Raw genomic sequence first — 16019 nt, 5'->3', positions numbered from 1 at the left:
CCGGGCCGCGCGGGTCAGTCGGCGTCGGGCGTCGGCGCCGACGGGTCGACCGTCGGAGTGGTCTTCGCTCGCGTGCGCGGGGTCTTCGGCGCGGTCGCCGGTGCCTTAGCGGGTGCCTTCGCCGGTGCCTTCGCCGGGGTCTTGTTCGGCGCCGCGGGTGCGGGGGCCGGCGTCGTGGCAGGGGCGGACTCGGGCGATGGTGCAGGCGCAGGCGCAGGCGCAGGCGCGGGCTCGGGTGATGGTGCGGGCTCGGGCGCAGGAGTGGGCTCGGGCGACGGCGCTTCGGGCGCGCCCGCCGGCGTCGATCCCGCCTTCGGTGCTCGCGGAGCGTTGCGGTCGACGTAGAGCTGGGCCGCGCGCGTGCCCACGAGCAGGAAGCGCACGAACAGGAACAGCAGTCCGACGACGACGACGAACGCCACGAAGGCGATCGCGAGGTTGAGGATGGAGAACAGCACTCCGCCGAAACCGAAGTCGTTCCACGCGGGTGAGTAGCCCACCGCTAGTCGTCCAGCTCGCCGCGACGGTCTTCGTCGATGACGGTCCCGATCGCGATCGCGAGAGACACGCCCCAGCCGACCCACATGAGAAGGAGTCGCCAGTCGCGCGGTCCCTCCTTCGTCGCCTGCAGGGTGCTCCACCCGCTGAAAAGGGCGGCGATGACGCTGCTGCTGAAGATGTATTTGCGCACGGGTCCTCCAAGACGGTGTGGGTCAACGGTACCCCGGCGCCCGCGGACCTGCGAAGACACTGGGAGGCTGACCGAGCGGTCAGTAACTGTCCGATCGGTCAGTTAGGGTCGTTCGCGTGTCCAGCGCAACCGACCTCCGTGAGATAGCTCTCGCCGAATTCGCGACCGCCGGATACGCCGGGACCTCCATCCATCGCATCGCCGAGCTCGCGGGGCTGTCCAAGTCCGCCGTGCTCTACCACTACAGCTCGAAAGAGGCTCTCCTCGAAGCCGCGATCTCCCCCGCGATCACGACCATGGAGGCCCACATCGCGCGCTTCTCGAGCAGACCGTTCGGCCCGGAGACGCGGCAGGAGTTCCTCGAGGGCTTCGTCGACTTCCTTCTCGAACACCGTCGCGAAGTGAACCTCTTCATCAACCAGGGTCCCTCTCTCGTCGACGTGCCCGTCGTCGACAGGGCGACGGAGGTCATCCGTCGTCTCGCCGACTTCTTCGAATCGGCGTCACCGGCTCTCGAAGACCGCATGCGTTTCGCGGTCGCCCTCGGGGGCGCCGCCTACATGCTGTGCGCCGAGCAGTATCTCGAACGCGAAGCCCAGCCGATCGACGAGACCAGGGTCGCTCTCGTCACGATCATCACCGAACTCCTCGCGCCCGTGGGTGCGAACTCCACCACCTGACCCTCGGGAGACCCGCACAATGGCCACACTGCTCTACCGACTCGGTCGGTTCTCGTTCCGGCACGCGTGGACCGTCATCGCGGTGTGGCTCGTGCTCTTCGTCGCCGTGCTCGGCGGAGGCTTCGCCCTCGGGGGCCAGACCAACGAGTCGTTCGAGATCCCCGGCACCGAGTCTCAGGAGGCGCTCGATCGGCTCGAGGCGGTGTTCCCGCAGGTCGCGGGTGCGAGCGCGCAGGGGATCGTCGTCGCCCCCGACGGCGAATCGGTGACCGACGACGACGTCGTCGACACCATCGGCGAGCTCGTCGACGAGATCTCCGCCATCGACGGCATCGAATCGGCACTGAGCCCGTTCGACGAGTTCGCCGACGGCGCGATCTCCGACGACGATCAGTCCGCGCTCATCCAGATCCAGTTCGACGGCGTCGCGACGGACGTGACCGAGGAGACCCTCGACGAGCTCGTCGCGAGCGCCGAGATCGGGCGCGACGCGGGACTCGACGTCGAGTTCGGCGGCCAGGTCTTCCAGGAGAACGAGTTCGGCATCACCGTGACCGAGGTCTTCGGCGTGATCTTCGCTGGGATCGTGCTCTTCATCACCTTCGGATCGCTGCGCGCGGCGGGAATGCCGCTCGCGAGCGCGCTCGTGGGAGTCGGCATCGTCATCGGCGGCATCACGGGCATCTCGGCGTTCGCAACGGTGTCGAGCACGGCGCCCCTGCTCGCCCTCATGATCGGCCTCGCTGTCGGGATCGACTACTCCCTCTTCATCCTGTCGAGACATCGAAACCAGCTCGCCGTCGGAGAGGACCCCGAGGAGTCGACGGGGATCGCGGTCGGAACCGCGGGCAGCGCCGTCGTGTTCGCGGGGGTCACCGTCATCATCGCCCTCCTCGGGCTGCTCGTCGTCGGGATCCCCTTCTTGAGCGTCATGGGCGTCGGTGCCGCGTTCGCGGTACTCATCGCGATCTTCGTCGCCGTGACCCTCCTGCCCGCGTTCCTCGGGCTCGCCGGGTCGAAGCTCACCCCGAAGCCTGGCTCGCGCGCCTATCGTCGCGCGATCGCCCACGACGACGAGAACGCCAAGCCCACGATGGGTGCGCGCTGGGTCGGCATCGTCATGAAGGCGCCGATCCTCGCGGCACTCGGTGTCGTCGCGATCCTCGGCACCCTCGCGGTGCCCGCACTGAGTCTCGAGCTCAGCCTCCCCGACAACGGGTCGGAAGCCCCCGACACGACGCAGCGTCAGGCCTACGACCTCATCAGCGACGAGTTCGGCCCCGGATACAACGGCCCCCTCGTCGTCGCGATCGACATCACCCAGACCGTCGACATCCTCGACGACCTCGAGGCCATCGGCGACGAGATCGGCGAGCTCGACGACGTCGCCGCTGTGAGCCAGGGCATCCCCTCGCCCGGGCTCGACACCGCGATCATCCAGGTAACTCCGGAGAGCGGCCCGAGCACCGAGGAGACGAAAGCGCTCGTGCAGTCGATCCGCGACCTCGCGCCCTCGATCGAATCCGAGTACGACACGCCCATCAACGTCACGGGGGCCACCGCCGTCGGCATCGACATCTCGAATCGGCTGTCCGAAGCGCTCCTCCCCTTCGGGATCGTCGTCGTCGGTCTCTCGATCGTGTTGCTCATGATCGTGTTCCGCTCGGTGCTCGTCCCCGTCAAGGCCGCCCTCGGGTTCCTGCTCTCGGTCGTCGCCTCGTTCGGCGTCGTCGTCGCGATCTTCCAGTGGGGGTGGTTGAGCGACCTGCTCAACGTCGCGACGCCGGGCCCGATCCTGAGCTTCATGCCGATCCTCCTCATGGCCGTTCTCTTCGGGCTCGCGATGGACTACGAGGTGTTCCTCGTCTCGGGGATGCGCGAGGAGTTCGTCAAGACGAAGAACGCGAGACTCTCGGTGAGGAGAGGGTTCTCGAGTGGCGCGCGAGTCGTGACCGCGGCCGCGCTCATCATGTTCTTCGTGTTCTTCGCCTTCGTGCCGGAGGGGTCGGGAACGATCAAGCCCATCGCCCTCGGGCTCGCCGTCGGCATCGCCTTCGACGCGTTCCTCGTGAGGATGACGCTCGTGCCCGCGATCATGACCCTGCTCGGGCGGCACGCCTGGTGGCTCCCCGCGTGGCTCGATCGCATTCTCCCCAACCTCGACATCGAGGGTGAGCGACTCGGGCACCACCGCGACGCGGTCGACTGGGTCGCGACGCGCGAGCCCGGCGCGATCGTGACGGAGGACGTCGTGGTGGGAACAGGCCACTCCCGCACCGACCCCGTCACCGTGACGATCCCCGACGGCAGCCTCGTGCTCGTCACGGGTGACGCCGCGAAGCGCCGCGTGTTGCTCGCGGGGCTCGCCGGCAGGGTCGAGCTCGAGTCGGGGCGCGCGAGCGTCGCCGGGCGCGTGCTCCCGACCGAGTCGGGCGACGTCGCGCGCCTCGTCGCCCTCACCGATCTCGACGGCCGCACCGCCGACGACGGCGGCGCGACGCTCGGGAGCATGCTCGCCGAGCGACTCCGGTTCACGCGCACCGCGGCGGCCGGGCGGTCGCGCGGCGGGGGAGTCGACGACTGGATCTCGCGAGCCGCCGACGCGACCTCGCGCGGCGAGACGCGGGTGCGAGCGACCGACACCGTCTCGGCTCTCGAGCCCGCAGACCGGGCCTTCGCCCTCGCTCTCCTCGCGATCGCCGAGGGGGCTCCCATCGTCATGCTCGACGAGGGCGAACTGGGCCTCGACCCCGAAGCGCACGCCGCGCTCCTCTTGCGCGTCTCCCGACTCGCGCCAGCCTCGACGACCCTGCTCGTGGGCACGTCGACCCCGCTCCCGCCCTCGGGCGCCGACCTCGCGGCAGACCGCGTCGTCGTGACCCTCGATCTCTCCCGACGCTCGCTCGAGCCGTCATCCGCTTCGAAAGGCGTCCTCTCATGAGCCGCAGCTCCCGCACCCCTCGCCGTAGCCGGGGGATCGCCGCCCTCGCGGCGGTCGCCCTCGTGCCTCTCGCCGTCGCGGGCCTCGTCGTCGGTGCGCTGAGCGAAGCCGATTCGGGCCTCGACAGCATCCCCGCGGCGATCGTCAACTCCGACGAACTCATCAATCAGACCGCGGACGACGGCACCGAGACCCCCGTGTTCGCCGGGCGCCAGCTCGTCACCGAGCTCACGGCCGACGATGTCGAGGGGTTCGAGTGGACCATCACGAACGAGGATGACGCCGAGGAGATGCTCGACTCCGGTGAGGTCTACGCGATCCTCACGGTGCCCGAGGACTTCTCCGAATCGATCCTGTCGCTCCAGGGGGACGACCCCCAGCAGGCCACGATCGACATCCGGACCGACGACCGCCACAGCTACCTCGCCGGGGCCGTGGCCGAGACCGTCGGATCGAGCCTGACCTCGGCGTTCGGAAGCGAGATCACCGCGCAGTACCTGAGCGGCCTCTACAGCGGGTTCGGCGAACTCGGGGCGGCGCTCTCGGATGCCGCGGACGGCGCGACCGAACTCGAGTCGGGTTCGGGCGACCTCACCGACGGTCTCGACGAACTCGCGACCGGTGCGGGGACCGCGGCGTCGGGTGCCGACACGCTCTCCTCGGGAGTGAGCGAATACACCGACGGGGTCGGCGCGCTCAGCAGTGGGCTCGGCCAGTTGCAGACCGGCGCCGGGGGGCTCTCGACGATCTCCTCGTCGCTCGGAACCTACACGAGCGGCGTCAGTCAACTCTCGGCGGGCATCGCCGGGGCGACTGCGGCGCTGGGCGACGGGGACCCGAGCAACGACGCCGTCGCTCAAGCGACCCTCGCGGCGCTGAGCGCCCAGTTGCAGGATGCCGCGGCCGGCGGTGCGCAACTGTCGGCCGAGACCACGGGCGCGCTCCAGGGCGTGCAGTCGGGCATCGCGCAGAGCGCGACCGGCGCTCAGCAGCTCGCGGCAGGGTCGGCGGCGCTCGACTCGGGAGCGTCATCGCTCGCGTCGGGACTCACCGACCTCGAGACGGGAGCCGCGGCGTCGGCCGACGGGTCGCGTCAGCTCACCGACGGGCTCGGGGAGCTCGCCGACGGGCTCGCGACCGGCGCCGAGCAAGTGCCGGCGTCCGCGGACGACACGACGGACGCGATCGACGTCGCCTCCGACCCCGTCGGGCTCGAGGTCGACCGCGACAACGAGGTGACCGACATCGGCCAGCTCGTGTCGACGTTCTTCGTGCCGCTCGGACTCTGGCTCGGAGCCCTCGCGATCTTCCTCGTCGCGCGCCTGCCTTCGGCCTCCTCGCTCGGGTCGACCGCGCGGGGAACGCGCATCGTGGGGGTCACACTCGGTCGCGCGTCGATCGTCGCCGCCGTGCAAGCCCTCCTGCTCGTGCTTCTCCTGCACACGACGCTCGACGTCGCGTGGAGCCTCGTCGGGTGGACGACGGCGCTCGCGATCGTCATGGCGGTGAGCTTCACGGCGCTGCACTACCTGTTGACGCTCGCGTTCGGGCGGGTCGGCCTCGTCGTGTCGCTGCTTCTGCTCGCGATCCAGGCGACGGCGACGGGCGGTGTCTACCCTGTCGAGGTGCTCGCCGGTCCGTTCGAGGCGATCAGCCCCGCGCTACCCCTGACCTACGGTGTCGCGGGAATGCAAGCCGTGCTCACGGGAGCCGACCCCGGGGCGATCGTCGGAAGCATCCTCGCGTTGCTCGCCTTCGGAGTGCTGAGCGCTCTGCTGTCGGTCGCGGTGCTGTCGAGGGTGCGCCGCACGACGGCCATCGCGAGGCTCGCGCCGGCGAGCTAGCTGCGCGGGAGAGACCGTTCGGTCGACGCCGGCACCTCGCGTGCCGGCGTTCGCCGTGCCGGTCGAGCGGATGCCGACCCCGCGGACGCCGGCGGAGCGGATGACGACCGAGCGGATGCCGACCCCGCGGAGAGCGCTCGCCGAGCGAAGTCGAGCGTGACGCCGAGCATCTCGAGTCGGCGAGCCTCGCTGCGCGCGGCGCGCGTGTTGATCTCGGCGACGACCGAGCCGCTCCAGCCGAGCCCCGCGAGCCTCTCGAGCACCGCCGCGACAGGCTGGTCGCCGTCTCCCGGCCGCAAGTGCTCGTCGACGTGTCTTCCCGAGGTGATGCCGTCGCACAAGTGCACGTGGCGGAGTCTCGGGCCCATGTTCCGCGCGATGTCGAGGGAGTCCAGTCCTGCGGAGGCGGCGTGCGAGAAGTCGAGGGTCATCGCGTCGACGTCCATGAGCGTCGGGTCCCAGCCGGGCGCGAACGCGTCGACGGTGATCCCCCGCGTCGTGATCGGAAACATGTTCTCGACGGCGATCGAGACGCCCGATCTCTCGGCCGTCGCCCGCACGATCTCGGCGAACCGCGACGCGAACGATCTCTGCCACCGGAACGGCGGATGCGCGACGACGACGGGCGCACCGAGCTGCGCCGCGAGATCCGCCGACCTCTCGAGCTTGCCGACGGGGTCGCGACCCCAGACGAGCTGACTCAGAAGCAGAACGGGGGCGTGGACGGAGAGCACTCGCATTCCATACCGGTCGGACAGGGTCCGGAGCGTGTCGACGGACCTCGTCGACGGATCGCTCGTGATCATGACCTCGACGCCGTCGTAACCCGCAGTTGCTGCGAGCCTGAAGGCGCCCTCGGTCGACAGTGGATAGACGCTGCTCGTGCTCATCCCGACGGTGATCATCACGACAATCGTAGAGGCGCAGGTCAAACATCGGGTGGCCGGGTGAAGGCCAATCGGGGCCGCGTAACACGCGCGGCACCCGGCCCGCTAGAGGGGCCGCCACCCCCGCGGTCGAGTCGGGGCACCTGCTACCGTCGAGTGTGCTTATTTCGCGATGCTGCGTGGCATACCGATGAGAGAGCACGCCGACACATGACTTCACCAGCCGACACCACCGCCCACCCCGCCCCGGGTCAGGAGACGGCGGTCTACGACTTCGTTGTCGTCTCGAATCGCCTCCCGGTCGACCGTGTCGTCGGTCGAGACGGCTCGGCGACGTGGCGCCAGTCGCCCGGCGGACTCGTGACCGCGCTCGAGCCCGTGATGCGAGCGCGCGACGGCGCGTGGGTGGGGTGGTCGGGTCAACCCGATCTCGACTTCGAGCCGTTCGACAACGACGGCATCCGCGTCGTCCCGATGCGCTTGAGCGCCGTGGAGGTCGAGCAGTACTACGAGGGATTCTCGAACGACACCCTCTGGCCGCTCTACCACGACGTCATCGCACCCCCCTCGTATCACCGCGAGTGGTGGGAGGCCTACGTCGAGGTCAACCAGCGATTCGCGGATGCGACCGCCGCGATCAGTGGCCCCGACGCGACGGTGTGGGTGCAGGACTACCAGCTCCAGCTCGTGCCCAAGATGCTCCGCGCACTGCGGCCCGACCTCACGATCGGCTTCTTCAACCACATTCCCTTTCCGCCATACGGCATCTACTCGCAATTGCCGTGGCGCACGCAGATCATCGAGGGGCTTCTCGGAGCCGATGTCATCGGATTCCAACGGCTCGCCGACGCCAACAACTTCTCGCGCGCCGTGCGCAGGCTCAAGGGCTACACGACGAAGAACCCGCGCATCGAGGTTCCGCTCGTCGACGAGTCCGAGGGGGTGCGAACGCACGGACCGACGCGCACCGGCCAAAAGTCGCGCACGGTCGTCGCGAAGCAGTTTCCGATCTCGATCGACGCCGCGGCATACGAGGCACTCGCTCGAACCCCCGCGATCCAGGCTCGTGCGCAGCAGATCCGCGAGGACCTCGGCAACCCGAAGACGATCATGCTCGGCGTCGACAGGCTCGACTACACGAAGGGCATCGGTCACCGACTCAAGGCCTTCGGCGAACTGCTCGCCGACGAGCAGCTCTCCGTGGAGGACGCGACTCTCGTGCAGGTCGCGAGCCCGAGTCGCGAGCGGGTGCAGACCTATATGCACTTGCGCGACGAGATCGAACTCACGGTCGGTCGCATCAACGGCGACTACGCGACGATCAGTCACACGGCCATCAGCTACCACCACCACGGCTACCCTCGCGAGGAGATGGTCGCCCTCTACCTGGCAGCGGACATCATGCTCGTGACCGCGCTTCGCGACGGTATGAACCTCGTCGCCAAGGAGTACGTCGCGTCGCGCTTCGACAACGACGGAGTGCTCATCCTGAGCGAGTTCGCGGGAGCCGCCGACGAGCTCAAGCGCGCGACGCTCATCAACCCCCACGACATCGAGGGACTCAAGGACGCCATCCTCGAGGCCATCGAGCTGCCCGCGCGCGAGCGCGCGACGCGCATGAAGTCGCTGCGCAAGCGCGTTCTCGACAACGACGTCGAGAAGTGGTCGGCCGAGTTCCTCCGTGTGCTCGCAGAGAGTCGCGGCTCGGCGCCGCGGGAGTCGTGAGCCCCGTGGTCGACGTCGACGTGCCCCCGGATTTCTCCCGGTTGCCCGAGACGCTCGTCGGTGCCATGCGTGAGCTCGCTCGCACGAGGCGGCTGCTCGTCGCGCTCGACTTCGACGGAACCCTCGCCCCCGAGGTCGACGACCCCGAGCAGGCGAGGGCGACTCCGGAGGCGCGCGACGCCGTGCTCCGCCTTCTCGACATGCCGAACACGCGCGTCGCCCTCGTCTCCGGACGCTCCGTCGCGAGCCTCGAGCATGTCGCCGACCTGCCCGACAACGCGCTCCTCATCGGGTCGCACGGCATCGAGTTGCGACTCGATACCCCCGACACCCGGATCGATCTCAACGCCGACGAGCTCGAGCAGCGCGACGTGCTGCGCGACGTGCTCGGGGAGGTCGCCGACTCCCTCGACCAGGTGTGGCTCGAACCGAAGCCCGCGGGTTTCGCCCTGCACACTCGCCTCGCGACGGCGCACGATAGCCGGATAGCGCACCTCGTCGCCCTCAGCGAAGCGTCTGCCGAAGTCGATGATCTGACGGTCCGCTCCGGAAAGAACGTGCTCGAGTTCTCGGTGCGCTCGACGACCAAGGGCGAAGCGATCGAGCACTTGCGCGCGTACACCAAGGCGACGGCGGTCTTCTTCGCGGGAGACGATGTGACCGACGAAGACGGCTTCGCCGCTCTCGAGCCCGACGATCTCGGGCTCAAGAGCGGGGAGGGCGCGACGCTCGCCCAGCATCGGGTGCCCGGACCCCGCGAGGTCGCGCGCGCTCTCGGGCTGCTCGCGGATCTGCGCGAGGGCGACGTCCACGAGCAGTAGCCGACGGCCTCGGCATGCCCGCCGGGTAATATGAGGGTGCGGCTGTCGAGGAACCGACCGGTACTCCCCAGCGACGACGTCTCGCCGCCCTGACGATTCGGGAGGTTGCATGATCACGCTCCTCTCGGTGTTCGGTCTCGTCGCGATCATCGTCCTCCCGCTCACGCGCGTGCTCGGCCGGCGCGTGTTCCTCGTGGCGGCGGCCGTGCCGCTCGCCGCCTTCATCCACACCGCGACGCTCGCGCCGCGCATCATCGCGGGTGACGTCGTCGTCGATCGCCTCGAGTGGATCCCGCAGCTCGACATGGCGATCTCGCTGCGCCTCGACACGCTCTCGTGGATCATGACGCTCGTCGTCACGGGCGTCGGAAGCCTCGTGCTCGTCTATTGCGCGCGGTATTTCCGCGCTGACGAAGAGGGCATCGGCCGCTTCGCCGGGGTGCTGCTCGCTTTCGCCGGATCGATGTACGGCCTCGTGCTCGCCGACGACGTCTTCCTGCTCTTCGTGTTCTGGGAGGCGACGAGCGTCTTCTCCTATCTGCTCATCGGGCACTACGCGAGTCGCAAGTCGAGCAGGGGCGCGGCGCTGCAAGCCCTCCTCGTGACGACGCTCGGCGGACTCGTGATGCTCGTGGGTCTCGTGATCCTCGCGGTGCAGAACGGCACCTCGAGCCTCGCCGAGATCATCGCGATGGCGCCGACGGACACCCTCTCGATCGTGTCGATCTTCCTCGTGCTCGTCGGGGCGCTCTCGAAGTCGGCGATCATCCCGTTCCACTTCTGGTTGCCCGCCGCTATGGCCGCCCCGACCCCCGTGAGCGCCTATCTCCACGCCGCCGCCATGGTCAAAGCCGGCATCTACCTCATCGCCCGATTCGCTCCGGGTTTCGCCGAGATCCCGGGCTGGCGCGAAACGCTCGTGATCCTCGGCGTCGCGACGATGCTCGTCGGGGGCTGGACCTCGCTCAAGCAATACGATCTCAAACTCGTGCTCGCCCACGGAACCGTGAGCCAGCTCGGATTCCTCACGGTCATCGTCGGCTACGGAACCCGCGACGCCGCGCTCGCGGGCGTCGCGATGCTCCTCGCCCACGCCCTCTTCAAGTCGACCCTGTTCCTCGTGATCGGAATCGTCGACCACCGGGCTGGCACGCGCGACCTGCGCAAGCTCTCGGGCCTCGGCCGCGAAGCACCCATCCTCGCGACGATCGCCGCACTCGCCCTCGCGTCGATGGCGGGACTCCCGCCCACCTTCGGGTTCGTCGCCAAAGAGGCCGTTTTCACGGCGCTCTTCGAGGATGCGGTCGGGGGAAGTGTCATCGGCGCCGTCGCGATCATCGGCGTCGCGATCGGCACCGTGCTCACGGTCGCCTACAGCGCGCGGTTCTTCTGGGGGGCGTTCATGCGCAAGCCCGGTTGCGAGCGCGTGCGCCCCGTCGACGAGCACATCGACTTCCTCTTCGCTCCGGGGCTCCTCGCGGCGAGCGGCGTCGTGCTCGGGGGCTTCGCGCCTCTCGTCGACGACTCCATAACCGGGTATTCGAGCGTGTTCGCCTCCGAGGGGGAGCCCTACTACCTCGCTCTGTGGCACGGGTTCGAGCCCGCGCTCGGAATCTCGGCACTCACCCTCATCCTCGGTCTCGTCATGTTCGCGATGCGCACGCGCGTCTCCGAGTTCCAGGCGAAGGCGGGAACCGGCATCTCGGCCGCCGACATCTACTGGGCGTCGATGCGGTTCATCGACCGCACGGCGGCGCGCACGACGAGCGTGACGCAGCGAGGATCGCTGCCGTTCTACCTCGGCATCATCCTGCTCGTCTTCGTCGTCGCGGTCGGCGCCTCTCTCGCGTTCTCGGACTCGTGGACCGTCACACTCCGGCCGTGGGACTACCCGGCCCAGCTCGCGATCGGCGTCGTCATGGTCGTCGCGTCGCTTGCGGCGACTCGCGCGGGCAAGAGGTTCCAAGCCGTCGTCCTCGTGGGGGTCACGGGGTTCGGGATGTCGGCGCTCTTCGCGCTCCAGGGCGCACCCGACCTCGCTCTGACCCAAGCCCTCGTCGAGGTCGTGACCCTCGTCGCCTTCGTGCTCGTGCTCCGACGCCTCCCCCCTCGGCTCGGCAAGCGCAACGGGAGCACCCACCGCGGACTGCGGGCGTTCATCGGAATCTCGTTCGGCGTGCTCATGGGGCTCGTGGCGCTCGTCGCGGCGGGCAGTCGGGTCGCCTCACCCATCTCGCTCGAGTGGCCCGACCTCGCTTTCATCGAGGGGCACGGCCGCAACGTCGTCAATGTCGCCCTCGTCGACATCCGCGCCTGGGACACCATGGGGGAGCTCTCGGTCGTCATCGCGGCGGCGACGGGAGTCGCGAGCCTCATCTTCATCAGCGGCAGGCTCGACACCCTGCCTCGTGTCGGTCGCCGCGAGGCGCGCAAGACGATCGGGGAGCGTCGACAGAAGGCGCGCGACTCGGCGAACACGGATGTGCGCAACTCCTGGTTGCTCGCGGGCCGCACGCTCGCGCCCCGCAACCGCTCGATCCTGCTCGAGGTCGTCGTGAGGCTGACCTTCCACGCCGTGATCATCGTCTCGGTCTACCTGCTCTTCGCGGGGCACAACCTGCCGGGCGGCGGGTTCGCCGGGGGGATCGTCGCGGGGCTCGCCCTCGTCGCGCGCTACCTCGCGGGCGGCCGCTTCGAGCTCGGCGCCGCCGCGCCCATCGACGCGGGAAAGCTCCTCGGCACGGGCCTCGCCCTCGCCGTGGGCACCGCTCTCGTGCCGCTCTTCTTCGGGGCGCCGCCGCTGACCTCCGCATACATCGAGGGAACCGTCTGGCTCTTCGGCGACGTCGAGTTCGTCTCGACGACGATCTTCGACGTCGGGGTCTACCTCGTGGTCATCGGCCTCGTGCTCGACGTGCTGCGGAGCCTCGGTGCCGAGGTCGATCGGCAGCAGGAAGACGAGAGCGCCGCTTCCGACAGCGCGGCGGATGAGACCGAGAGGGTCGACGCATGAGCCTCTCCCTGACCCTCGTCATCGTCATGGCGATCATGTACGCGTGCGCCGTCTACCTCATCCTCGAGCGCAGCCTCACGCGCGTGCTGCTCGGGTTCCTCCTCGCGGGCAACGCGACCAACCTGCTCATCCTGATCATGGCGGGCGAGGCGGGCATGGCGCCGATCGTCGGGGGCGGCGTCGAACCCGGCGAGATGAGCGACCCGCTTCCGCAAGCTCTCATCCTCACCGCGATCGTCATCACGTTCGCGGTCTCGGCTTTCCTCATGGCCCTCATCTACCGGTCGTGGCGACTCGCGCGCGAAGACGAGCTGCTCGACGACGCCGACGATGTCGCGATGCGCTCGGGCGAGCCGAGCGTCGTCGACGACCGCATCGACATCGAGGGCGACGACACCGAGTTCGGCGTGCGAGCGCGGGCAGCGATCTCGACAGCGCGCGACCTCGAGGAGCGCGACGAACTCGCGGCGCGCATCGCCGCGAGCACAGATCGCGCGTCGGATGACGCGGCAGCCGCCGACGCGTCGACCGCGACCGATCACGACGAGGACCGCACATCATGATCGAGTCACTCGTCCCCCTCGTCGTCATCCTCCCGCTGTTCGGGGCGGCGGCGGCTCTCGCCGTCGGTCGTCATCCCCGCACACAGCGCGCGATCACGACGATCGTGCTCGCGGCGGTGCTCGCGATCAGCATCGTCATGCTCGTCGTCGTCGACCAGGGCTCGCCCCTCGTCGTCGAGGTGGGCGGATGGGAGGCCCCGTTCGGCATCGTGCTCGTGGTCGATCGCCTCGCCGCCCTTATGCTCTCGGTTTCGGCAGCGGTGCTGCTCGCGGTTCTCATCTTCTCGATCGGGCAGGGCCTCGCCGATCCCGATGACGACACCCCGGTCTCGATCTACTACCCGACCTACCTCATCCTCGCGACCGGCATCTTCATGGCGTTCATCGCGGGCGACCTCTTCAACCTCTACGTCGGGTTCGAGATCCTCCTCGTGTCGAGCTACGTGCTCATCACCCTCGGGGGCACCGAGCGCCGCATCCGCGCCGGCGTGACCTACATCGTCGTGAGCCTCGTCTCGTCGATCCTGTTCCTCTCCGCGATCGCGATGATCTACGGGGCGGTCGGCACGGTCAACATCGCGCAGATCTCGCTGCGCATCGCCGAGATCCCCGTCGACACGCAGATCATCCTGCACGTCATGCTGCTCGTGGCCTTCGGCATCAAGGCGGCGGTGTTCCCGCTGTCGTTTTGGCTCCCGGACTCCTACCCGACGGCGCCGGCTCCCGTCACCGCGGTCTTCGCCGGGCTGCTCACGAAGGTCGGTGTCTACGCGATCATCCGTGCCGAGACCGTGATCTTCCCCGGGCCCGAGCTCAACCCCGCCCTCATGATCATCGCCCTCCTGACGATGGTCGTCGGCGTGCTCGGGGCCGTCGCGCAAGCCGACATCAAACGACTGCTCTCGTTCACGCTCGTGAGTCACATCGGCTACATGATCCTCGGAGTCGCCCTCGGCACGTCGGAGGGGACCTCGGCGGCGATCTTCTACATCGTGCATCACATCGTCGTGCAGACGACGCTCTTCCTCGCGACGGGCCTCATCGAGCGCCGCGGTGGCACGACGTCGATCAACAAGCTCGGGGGGCTCCTCGCGTCGTCGCCCATCATCGCCGTGCTCTTCTTCATCCCGGCACTCAACCTCGGGGGCATCCCCCCGTTCTCGGGGTTCATCGGCAAGCTCGCCCTCTTCGAGGCGAGCGCCGAGCAAGGCACGCCTCTCGCCTACATCCTCATCGGCGCCGGCGCCCTCGTCTCGCTCCTCACCCTCTACGCTCTCGTGCGCGTGTGGAACATGGCGTTCTGGCGTCCGGCCGACGAGGTCGAGGGCTACGAGTCGACGCTGCTCAACAACGTGAGCGAGGCGCCGGGCGACACGTCGGTCAAGGCGAGGCTCGCGATCCCGCGAGTCATGGTCGCGGCGACCGCGGGCATGGTCGCCCTGAGTGTCGCCCTCACCGTCTTCGCCGGCCCGCTCTTCGGCGTGAGCAGTCGGGCGGGGGAGAATCTCGAGGGACCGTCGTTCTACGTCGACCTCGTCTTCCCGGGCGCCGTCGAAGAACCGGCATCGATCGACGAGACGGGAGGAATCGATGACTGACGGCCAGACCCGCGTCGAGCGTCGGGCGAGCCTGCGCGAGCAGCTTCCACTCCTCGTCGTGCTCGTCGCGCTGTGGATGCTCCTGTGGGGCTCGGTCTCGTGGCTCAACCTCGTCACGGGCATCGTGCTCGCTCTCGTCGTGACACGCGTGTTCTACCTGCCACCCGTCGAGCTCTCGGGTCGCTTCAACGTGCTGTGGTTCGTCTGGTATCTCGCGCGCTTCCTCGTCGAGCTCGTGGGCGCGTCGTTCCAGATCGCCCTCAAGGCCTTCGATCTCAAGGGGGTGCGGGGCAACGCCGTCATCGGCGTCAACCTCCGCACCCGATCCGATTTCATCCTGACGCTCACGGCGATCAATCTCTCGCTCATCCCGGGGTCGCTCGTCGTCGAAACCGATCGCGAGCGCTCGGTGCTCTACCTCCACGTGTTCAACACGAAGAGCGCCGCCGACGCGGACGCGATGCACGGTCGCGCTCTCGAGATCGAGGAGCGGCTCGTGCGCATCTTCGGGTCGAAGGTCGACGTCGAGAGGATCTGCTCGTGACGATCACGACCATCATCAACATCATCACGGGGGTCTTCTTCACGGGGGCGGCGCTCGCGATCATCTTTCGCATCGTTCGCGGTCCGTCGATCCTCGATCGGATGATCGCCTCCGATGTGCTCCTCACGACCCTCATGCTCGTGGTCGGTGCCGAGATGGTCTACAACGGGCACACCCGCACGATCCCCCTCATGGTCGTTCTCGCGGCCACGGCCATCTTCGCGACGGTCGCTGTGGCGAGGTACGTCTCGAAGCAGGACCTCGCGACGACAGGCTCACCGGATGCCGCCCAGGCTCCCTCCGCGAGACCGACGGAGGCCGAACGATGATGCTCGACGACTGGCTCGACCTCGCGGCCGCGATCTGCCTCATGCTCGGGGCGTTCCTCTCCCTCGCGGCGGGGGTCGGTCTCGTGCGTTTCCCCGACGCCCTCTCGAGACTCCACGCGGCGACCAAGCCGCAAGTGCTCGGGTTGCTGTTTATCGTCGTCGCGATCGCCCTCGAGGCCCGCAGTTGGTCCGTGCTCCTGACGCTCGTGCCCGTCGTCGTCTTCCAAGTGCTCACGGCGCCGATCTCGGCGCACATGGTCGGTCGCGCCGGTTATCGCACGGGCAACTTCCGCGGCGACCTGGTCGTGGTCGATGAACTGCACGACGCGGTCGAGCGCGCATCCAGGACCGACGACATCCGCTCCCCCCAAGACGGCGCCTGA

14 protein-coding genes are annotated in these 16019 nt (G+C 68.6%); 11 read left to right on the top strand and 3 right to left on the bottom strand.

Annotated elements, in window-relative coordinates; all coding sequences use genetic code 11:
* Nucleotides 1-14: 14 nt before the first annotated feature.
* Together ACLHIH_RS07650 and ACLHIH_RS07645 are read right to left on the bottom strand one after the other, a co-directional pair.
* Complete coding sequence (locus ACLHIH_RS07650; protein WP_411316118.1) at nucleotides 15-500, bottom strand: hypothetical protein; 486 nt, start codon at nucleotides 498-500, stop codon at nucleotides 15-17.
* A gap of 2 nt (nucleotides 501-502) precedes the next feature.
* Complete coding sequence (locus tag ACLHIH_RS07645) at nucleotides 503-691, bottom strand: hypothetical protein (RefSeq protein WP_411316117.1); 189 nt, start codon at nucleotides 689-691, stop codon at nucleotides 503-505.
* A gap of 116 nt (nucleotides 692-807) precedes the next feature.
* On the opposite strand from ACLHIH_RS07645, the gene ACLHIH_RS07640 reads away from it, so the two are divergent.
* Genes ACLHIH_RS07640 through ACLHIH_RS07630 form a run of 3 tightly spaced genes read left to right on the top strand, consistent with a single transcriptional unit; the run spans nucleotide 808 to nucleotide 6156 of the window.
* Entirely contained in the window at nucleotides 808-1371 is a 564-nt protein-coding gene (locus ACLHIH_RS07640; protein ID WP_411316116.1) for a TetR/AcrR family transcriptional regulator, read from the top strand.
* Nucleotides 1372-1390: 19 nt separating this feature from the next.
* Nucleotides 1391-4312: an MMPL family transporter gene (locus ACLHIH_RS07635; RefSeq protein WP_411316115.1), complete on the top strand. Its 2922-nt coding sequence runs from the start codon at nucleotides 1391-1393 to the stop codon at nucleotides 4310-4312.
* Nucleotides 4309-6156, top strand: a complete 1848-nt coding sequence (locus tag ACLHIH_RS07630; protein ID WP_411316114.1) for a YhgE/Pip family protein — start codon at nucleotides 4309-4311, stop codon at nucleotides 6154-6156. The genes ACLHIH_RS07635 and ACLHIH_RS07630 overlap by 4 nt, the downstream gene beginning before the upstream one ends.
* Here ACLHIH_RS07630 and ACLHIH_RS07625 read toward each other — a convergent pair.
* Entirely contained in the window at nucleotides 6153-7061 is a 909-nt protein-coding gene (locus tag ACLHIH_RS07625) for a sugar phosphate isomerase/epimerase family protein (RefSeq protein ID WP_411316338.1), read from the bottom strand. The two genes, ACLHIH_RS07630 and ACLHIH_RS07625, sit on opposite strands and share 4 nt — an antisense overlap.
* Before the next feature lie 192 nt (nucleotides 7062-7253).
* Here ACLHIH_RS07625 and ACLHIH_RS07620 point away from each other — a divergent pair, with 192 nt between their 5' ends.
* The 8 genes from ACLHIH_RS07620 (at nucleotide 7254) to mnhG (ending at nucleotide 16019) form a co-directional block, all read left to right on the top strand.
* Nucleotides 7254-8768, top strand: a complete 1515-nt coding sequence (locus ACLHIH_RS07620; RefSeq protein ID WP_411316113.1) for a trehalose-6-phosphate synthase — start codon at nucleotides 7254-7256, stop codon at nucleotides 8766-8768.
* Complete coding sequence (otsB, locus tag ACLHIH_RS07615) at nucleotides 8765-9589, top strand: trehalose-phosphatase (protein ID WP_411316112.1); 825 nt, start codon at nucleotides 8765-8767, stop codon at nucleotides 9587-9589. The genes ACLHIH_RS07620 and otsB overlap by 4 nt, the downstream gene beginning before the upstream one ends.
* Before the next feature lie 109 nt (nucleotides 9590-9698).
* Complete coding sequence (locus ACLHIH_RS07610) at nucleotides 9699-12602, top strand: Na+/H+ antiporter subunit A (RefSeq protein ID WP_411316111.1); 2904 nt, start codon at nucleotides 9699-9701, stop codon at nucleotides 12600-12602.
* Entirely contained in the window at nucleotides 12599-13165 is a 567-nt protein-coding gene (locus tag ACLHIH_RS07605) for a Na(+)/H(+) antiporter subunit C (RefSeq protein ID WP_411316110.1), read from the top strand. Before ACLHIH_RS07610 ends, ACLHIH_RS07605 begins: the two co-directional genes overlap by 4 nt.
* Nucleotides 13162-14763, top strand: coding sequence for a Na+/H+ antiporter subunit D (locus tag ACLHIH_RS07600; protein WP_411316109.1), 1602 nt, complete (start codon nucleotides 13162-13164; stop codon nucleotides 14761-14763). The genes ACLHIH_RS07605 and ACLHIH_RS07600 overlap by 4 nt, the downstream gene beginning before the upstream one ends.
* On the top strand, nucleotides 14756-15307 hold the full coding sequence (locus ACLHIH_RS07595; RefSeq protein ID WP_411316108.1) for a Na+/H+ antiporter subunit E: 552 nt from the start codon (nucleotides 14756-14758) through the stop codon (nucleotides 15305-15307). The genes ACLHIH_RS07600 and ACLHIH_RS07595 overlap by 8 nt, the downstream gene beginning before the upstream one ends.
* Complete coding sequence (locus ACLHIH_RS07590; RefSeq protein ID WP_411316107.1) at nucleotides 15304-15636, top strand: monovalent cation/H+ antiporter complex subunit F; 333 nt, start codon at nucleotides 15304-15306, stop codon at nucleotides 15634-15636. The genes ACLHIH_RS07595 and ACLHIH_RS07590 overlap by 4 nt, the downstream gene beginning before the upstream one ends.
* Entirely contained in the window at nucleotides 15633-16019 is a 387-nt protein-coding gene (gene mnhG, locus ACLHIH_RS07585) for a monovalent cation/H(+) antiporter subunit G (RefSeq protein ID WP_411316106.1), read from the top strand. Before ACLHIH_RS07590 ends, mnhG begins: the two co-directional genes overlap by 4 nt.

The sequence above is a fragment of the Marisediminicola sp. LYQ134 genome, from assembly GCF_046599635.1.
Lineage (GTDB): Bacteria > Actinomycetota > Actinomycetes > Actinomycetales > Microbacteriaceae > Marisediminicola.
The sequence above is the reverse complement of the archived record's forward strand: the minus strand, read 5'-3'. Positions and strand labels throughout refer to the sequence as shown.

Bases quoted from the DNA above. Each gene is read 5' to 3' on its own strand.
- ACLHIH_RS07625 (WP_411316338.1), bottom strand. From the start codon at position 7,061: ATGATCACCGTCGGGATGAGCACGAGCAGCGTCTATCCACTGTCGACC.
- ACLHIH_RS07600 (WP_411316109.1), top strand. From the start codon at position 13,162: ATGATCGAGTCACTCGTCCCCCTCGTCGTCATCCTCCCGCTGTTCGGG.
- ACLHIH_RS07635 (WP_411316115.1), top strand. From the start codon at position 1,391: ATGGCCACACTGCTCTACCGACTCGGTCGGTTCTCGTTCCGGCACGCG.
- ACLHIH_RS07605 (WP_411316110.1), top strand. From the start codon at position 12,599: ATGAGCCTCTCCCTGACCCTCGTCATCGTCATGGCGATCATGTACGCG.
- ACLHIH_RS07610 (WP_411316111.1), top strand. From the start codon at position 9,699: ATGATCACGCTCCTCTCGGTGTTCGGTCTCGTCGCGATCATCGTCCTC.
- ACLHIH_RS07630 (WP_411316114.1), top strand. From the start codon at position 4,309: ATGAGCCGCAGCTCCCGCACCCCTCGCCGTAGCCGGGGGATCGCCGCC.
- mnhG (WP_411316106.1), top strand. From the start codon at position 15,633: ATGATGCTCGACGACTGGCTCGACCTCGCGGCCGCGATCTGCCTCATG.
- ACLHIH_RS07620 (WP_411316113.1), top strand. From the start codon at position 7,254: ATGACTTCACCAGCCGACACCACCGCCCACCCCGCCCCGGGTCAGGAG.
- ACLHIH_RS07595 (WP_411316108.1), top strand. From the start codon at position 14,756: ATGACTGACGGCCAGACCCGCGTCGAGCGTCGGGCGAGCCTGCGCGAG.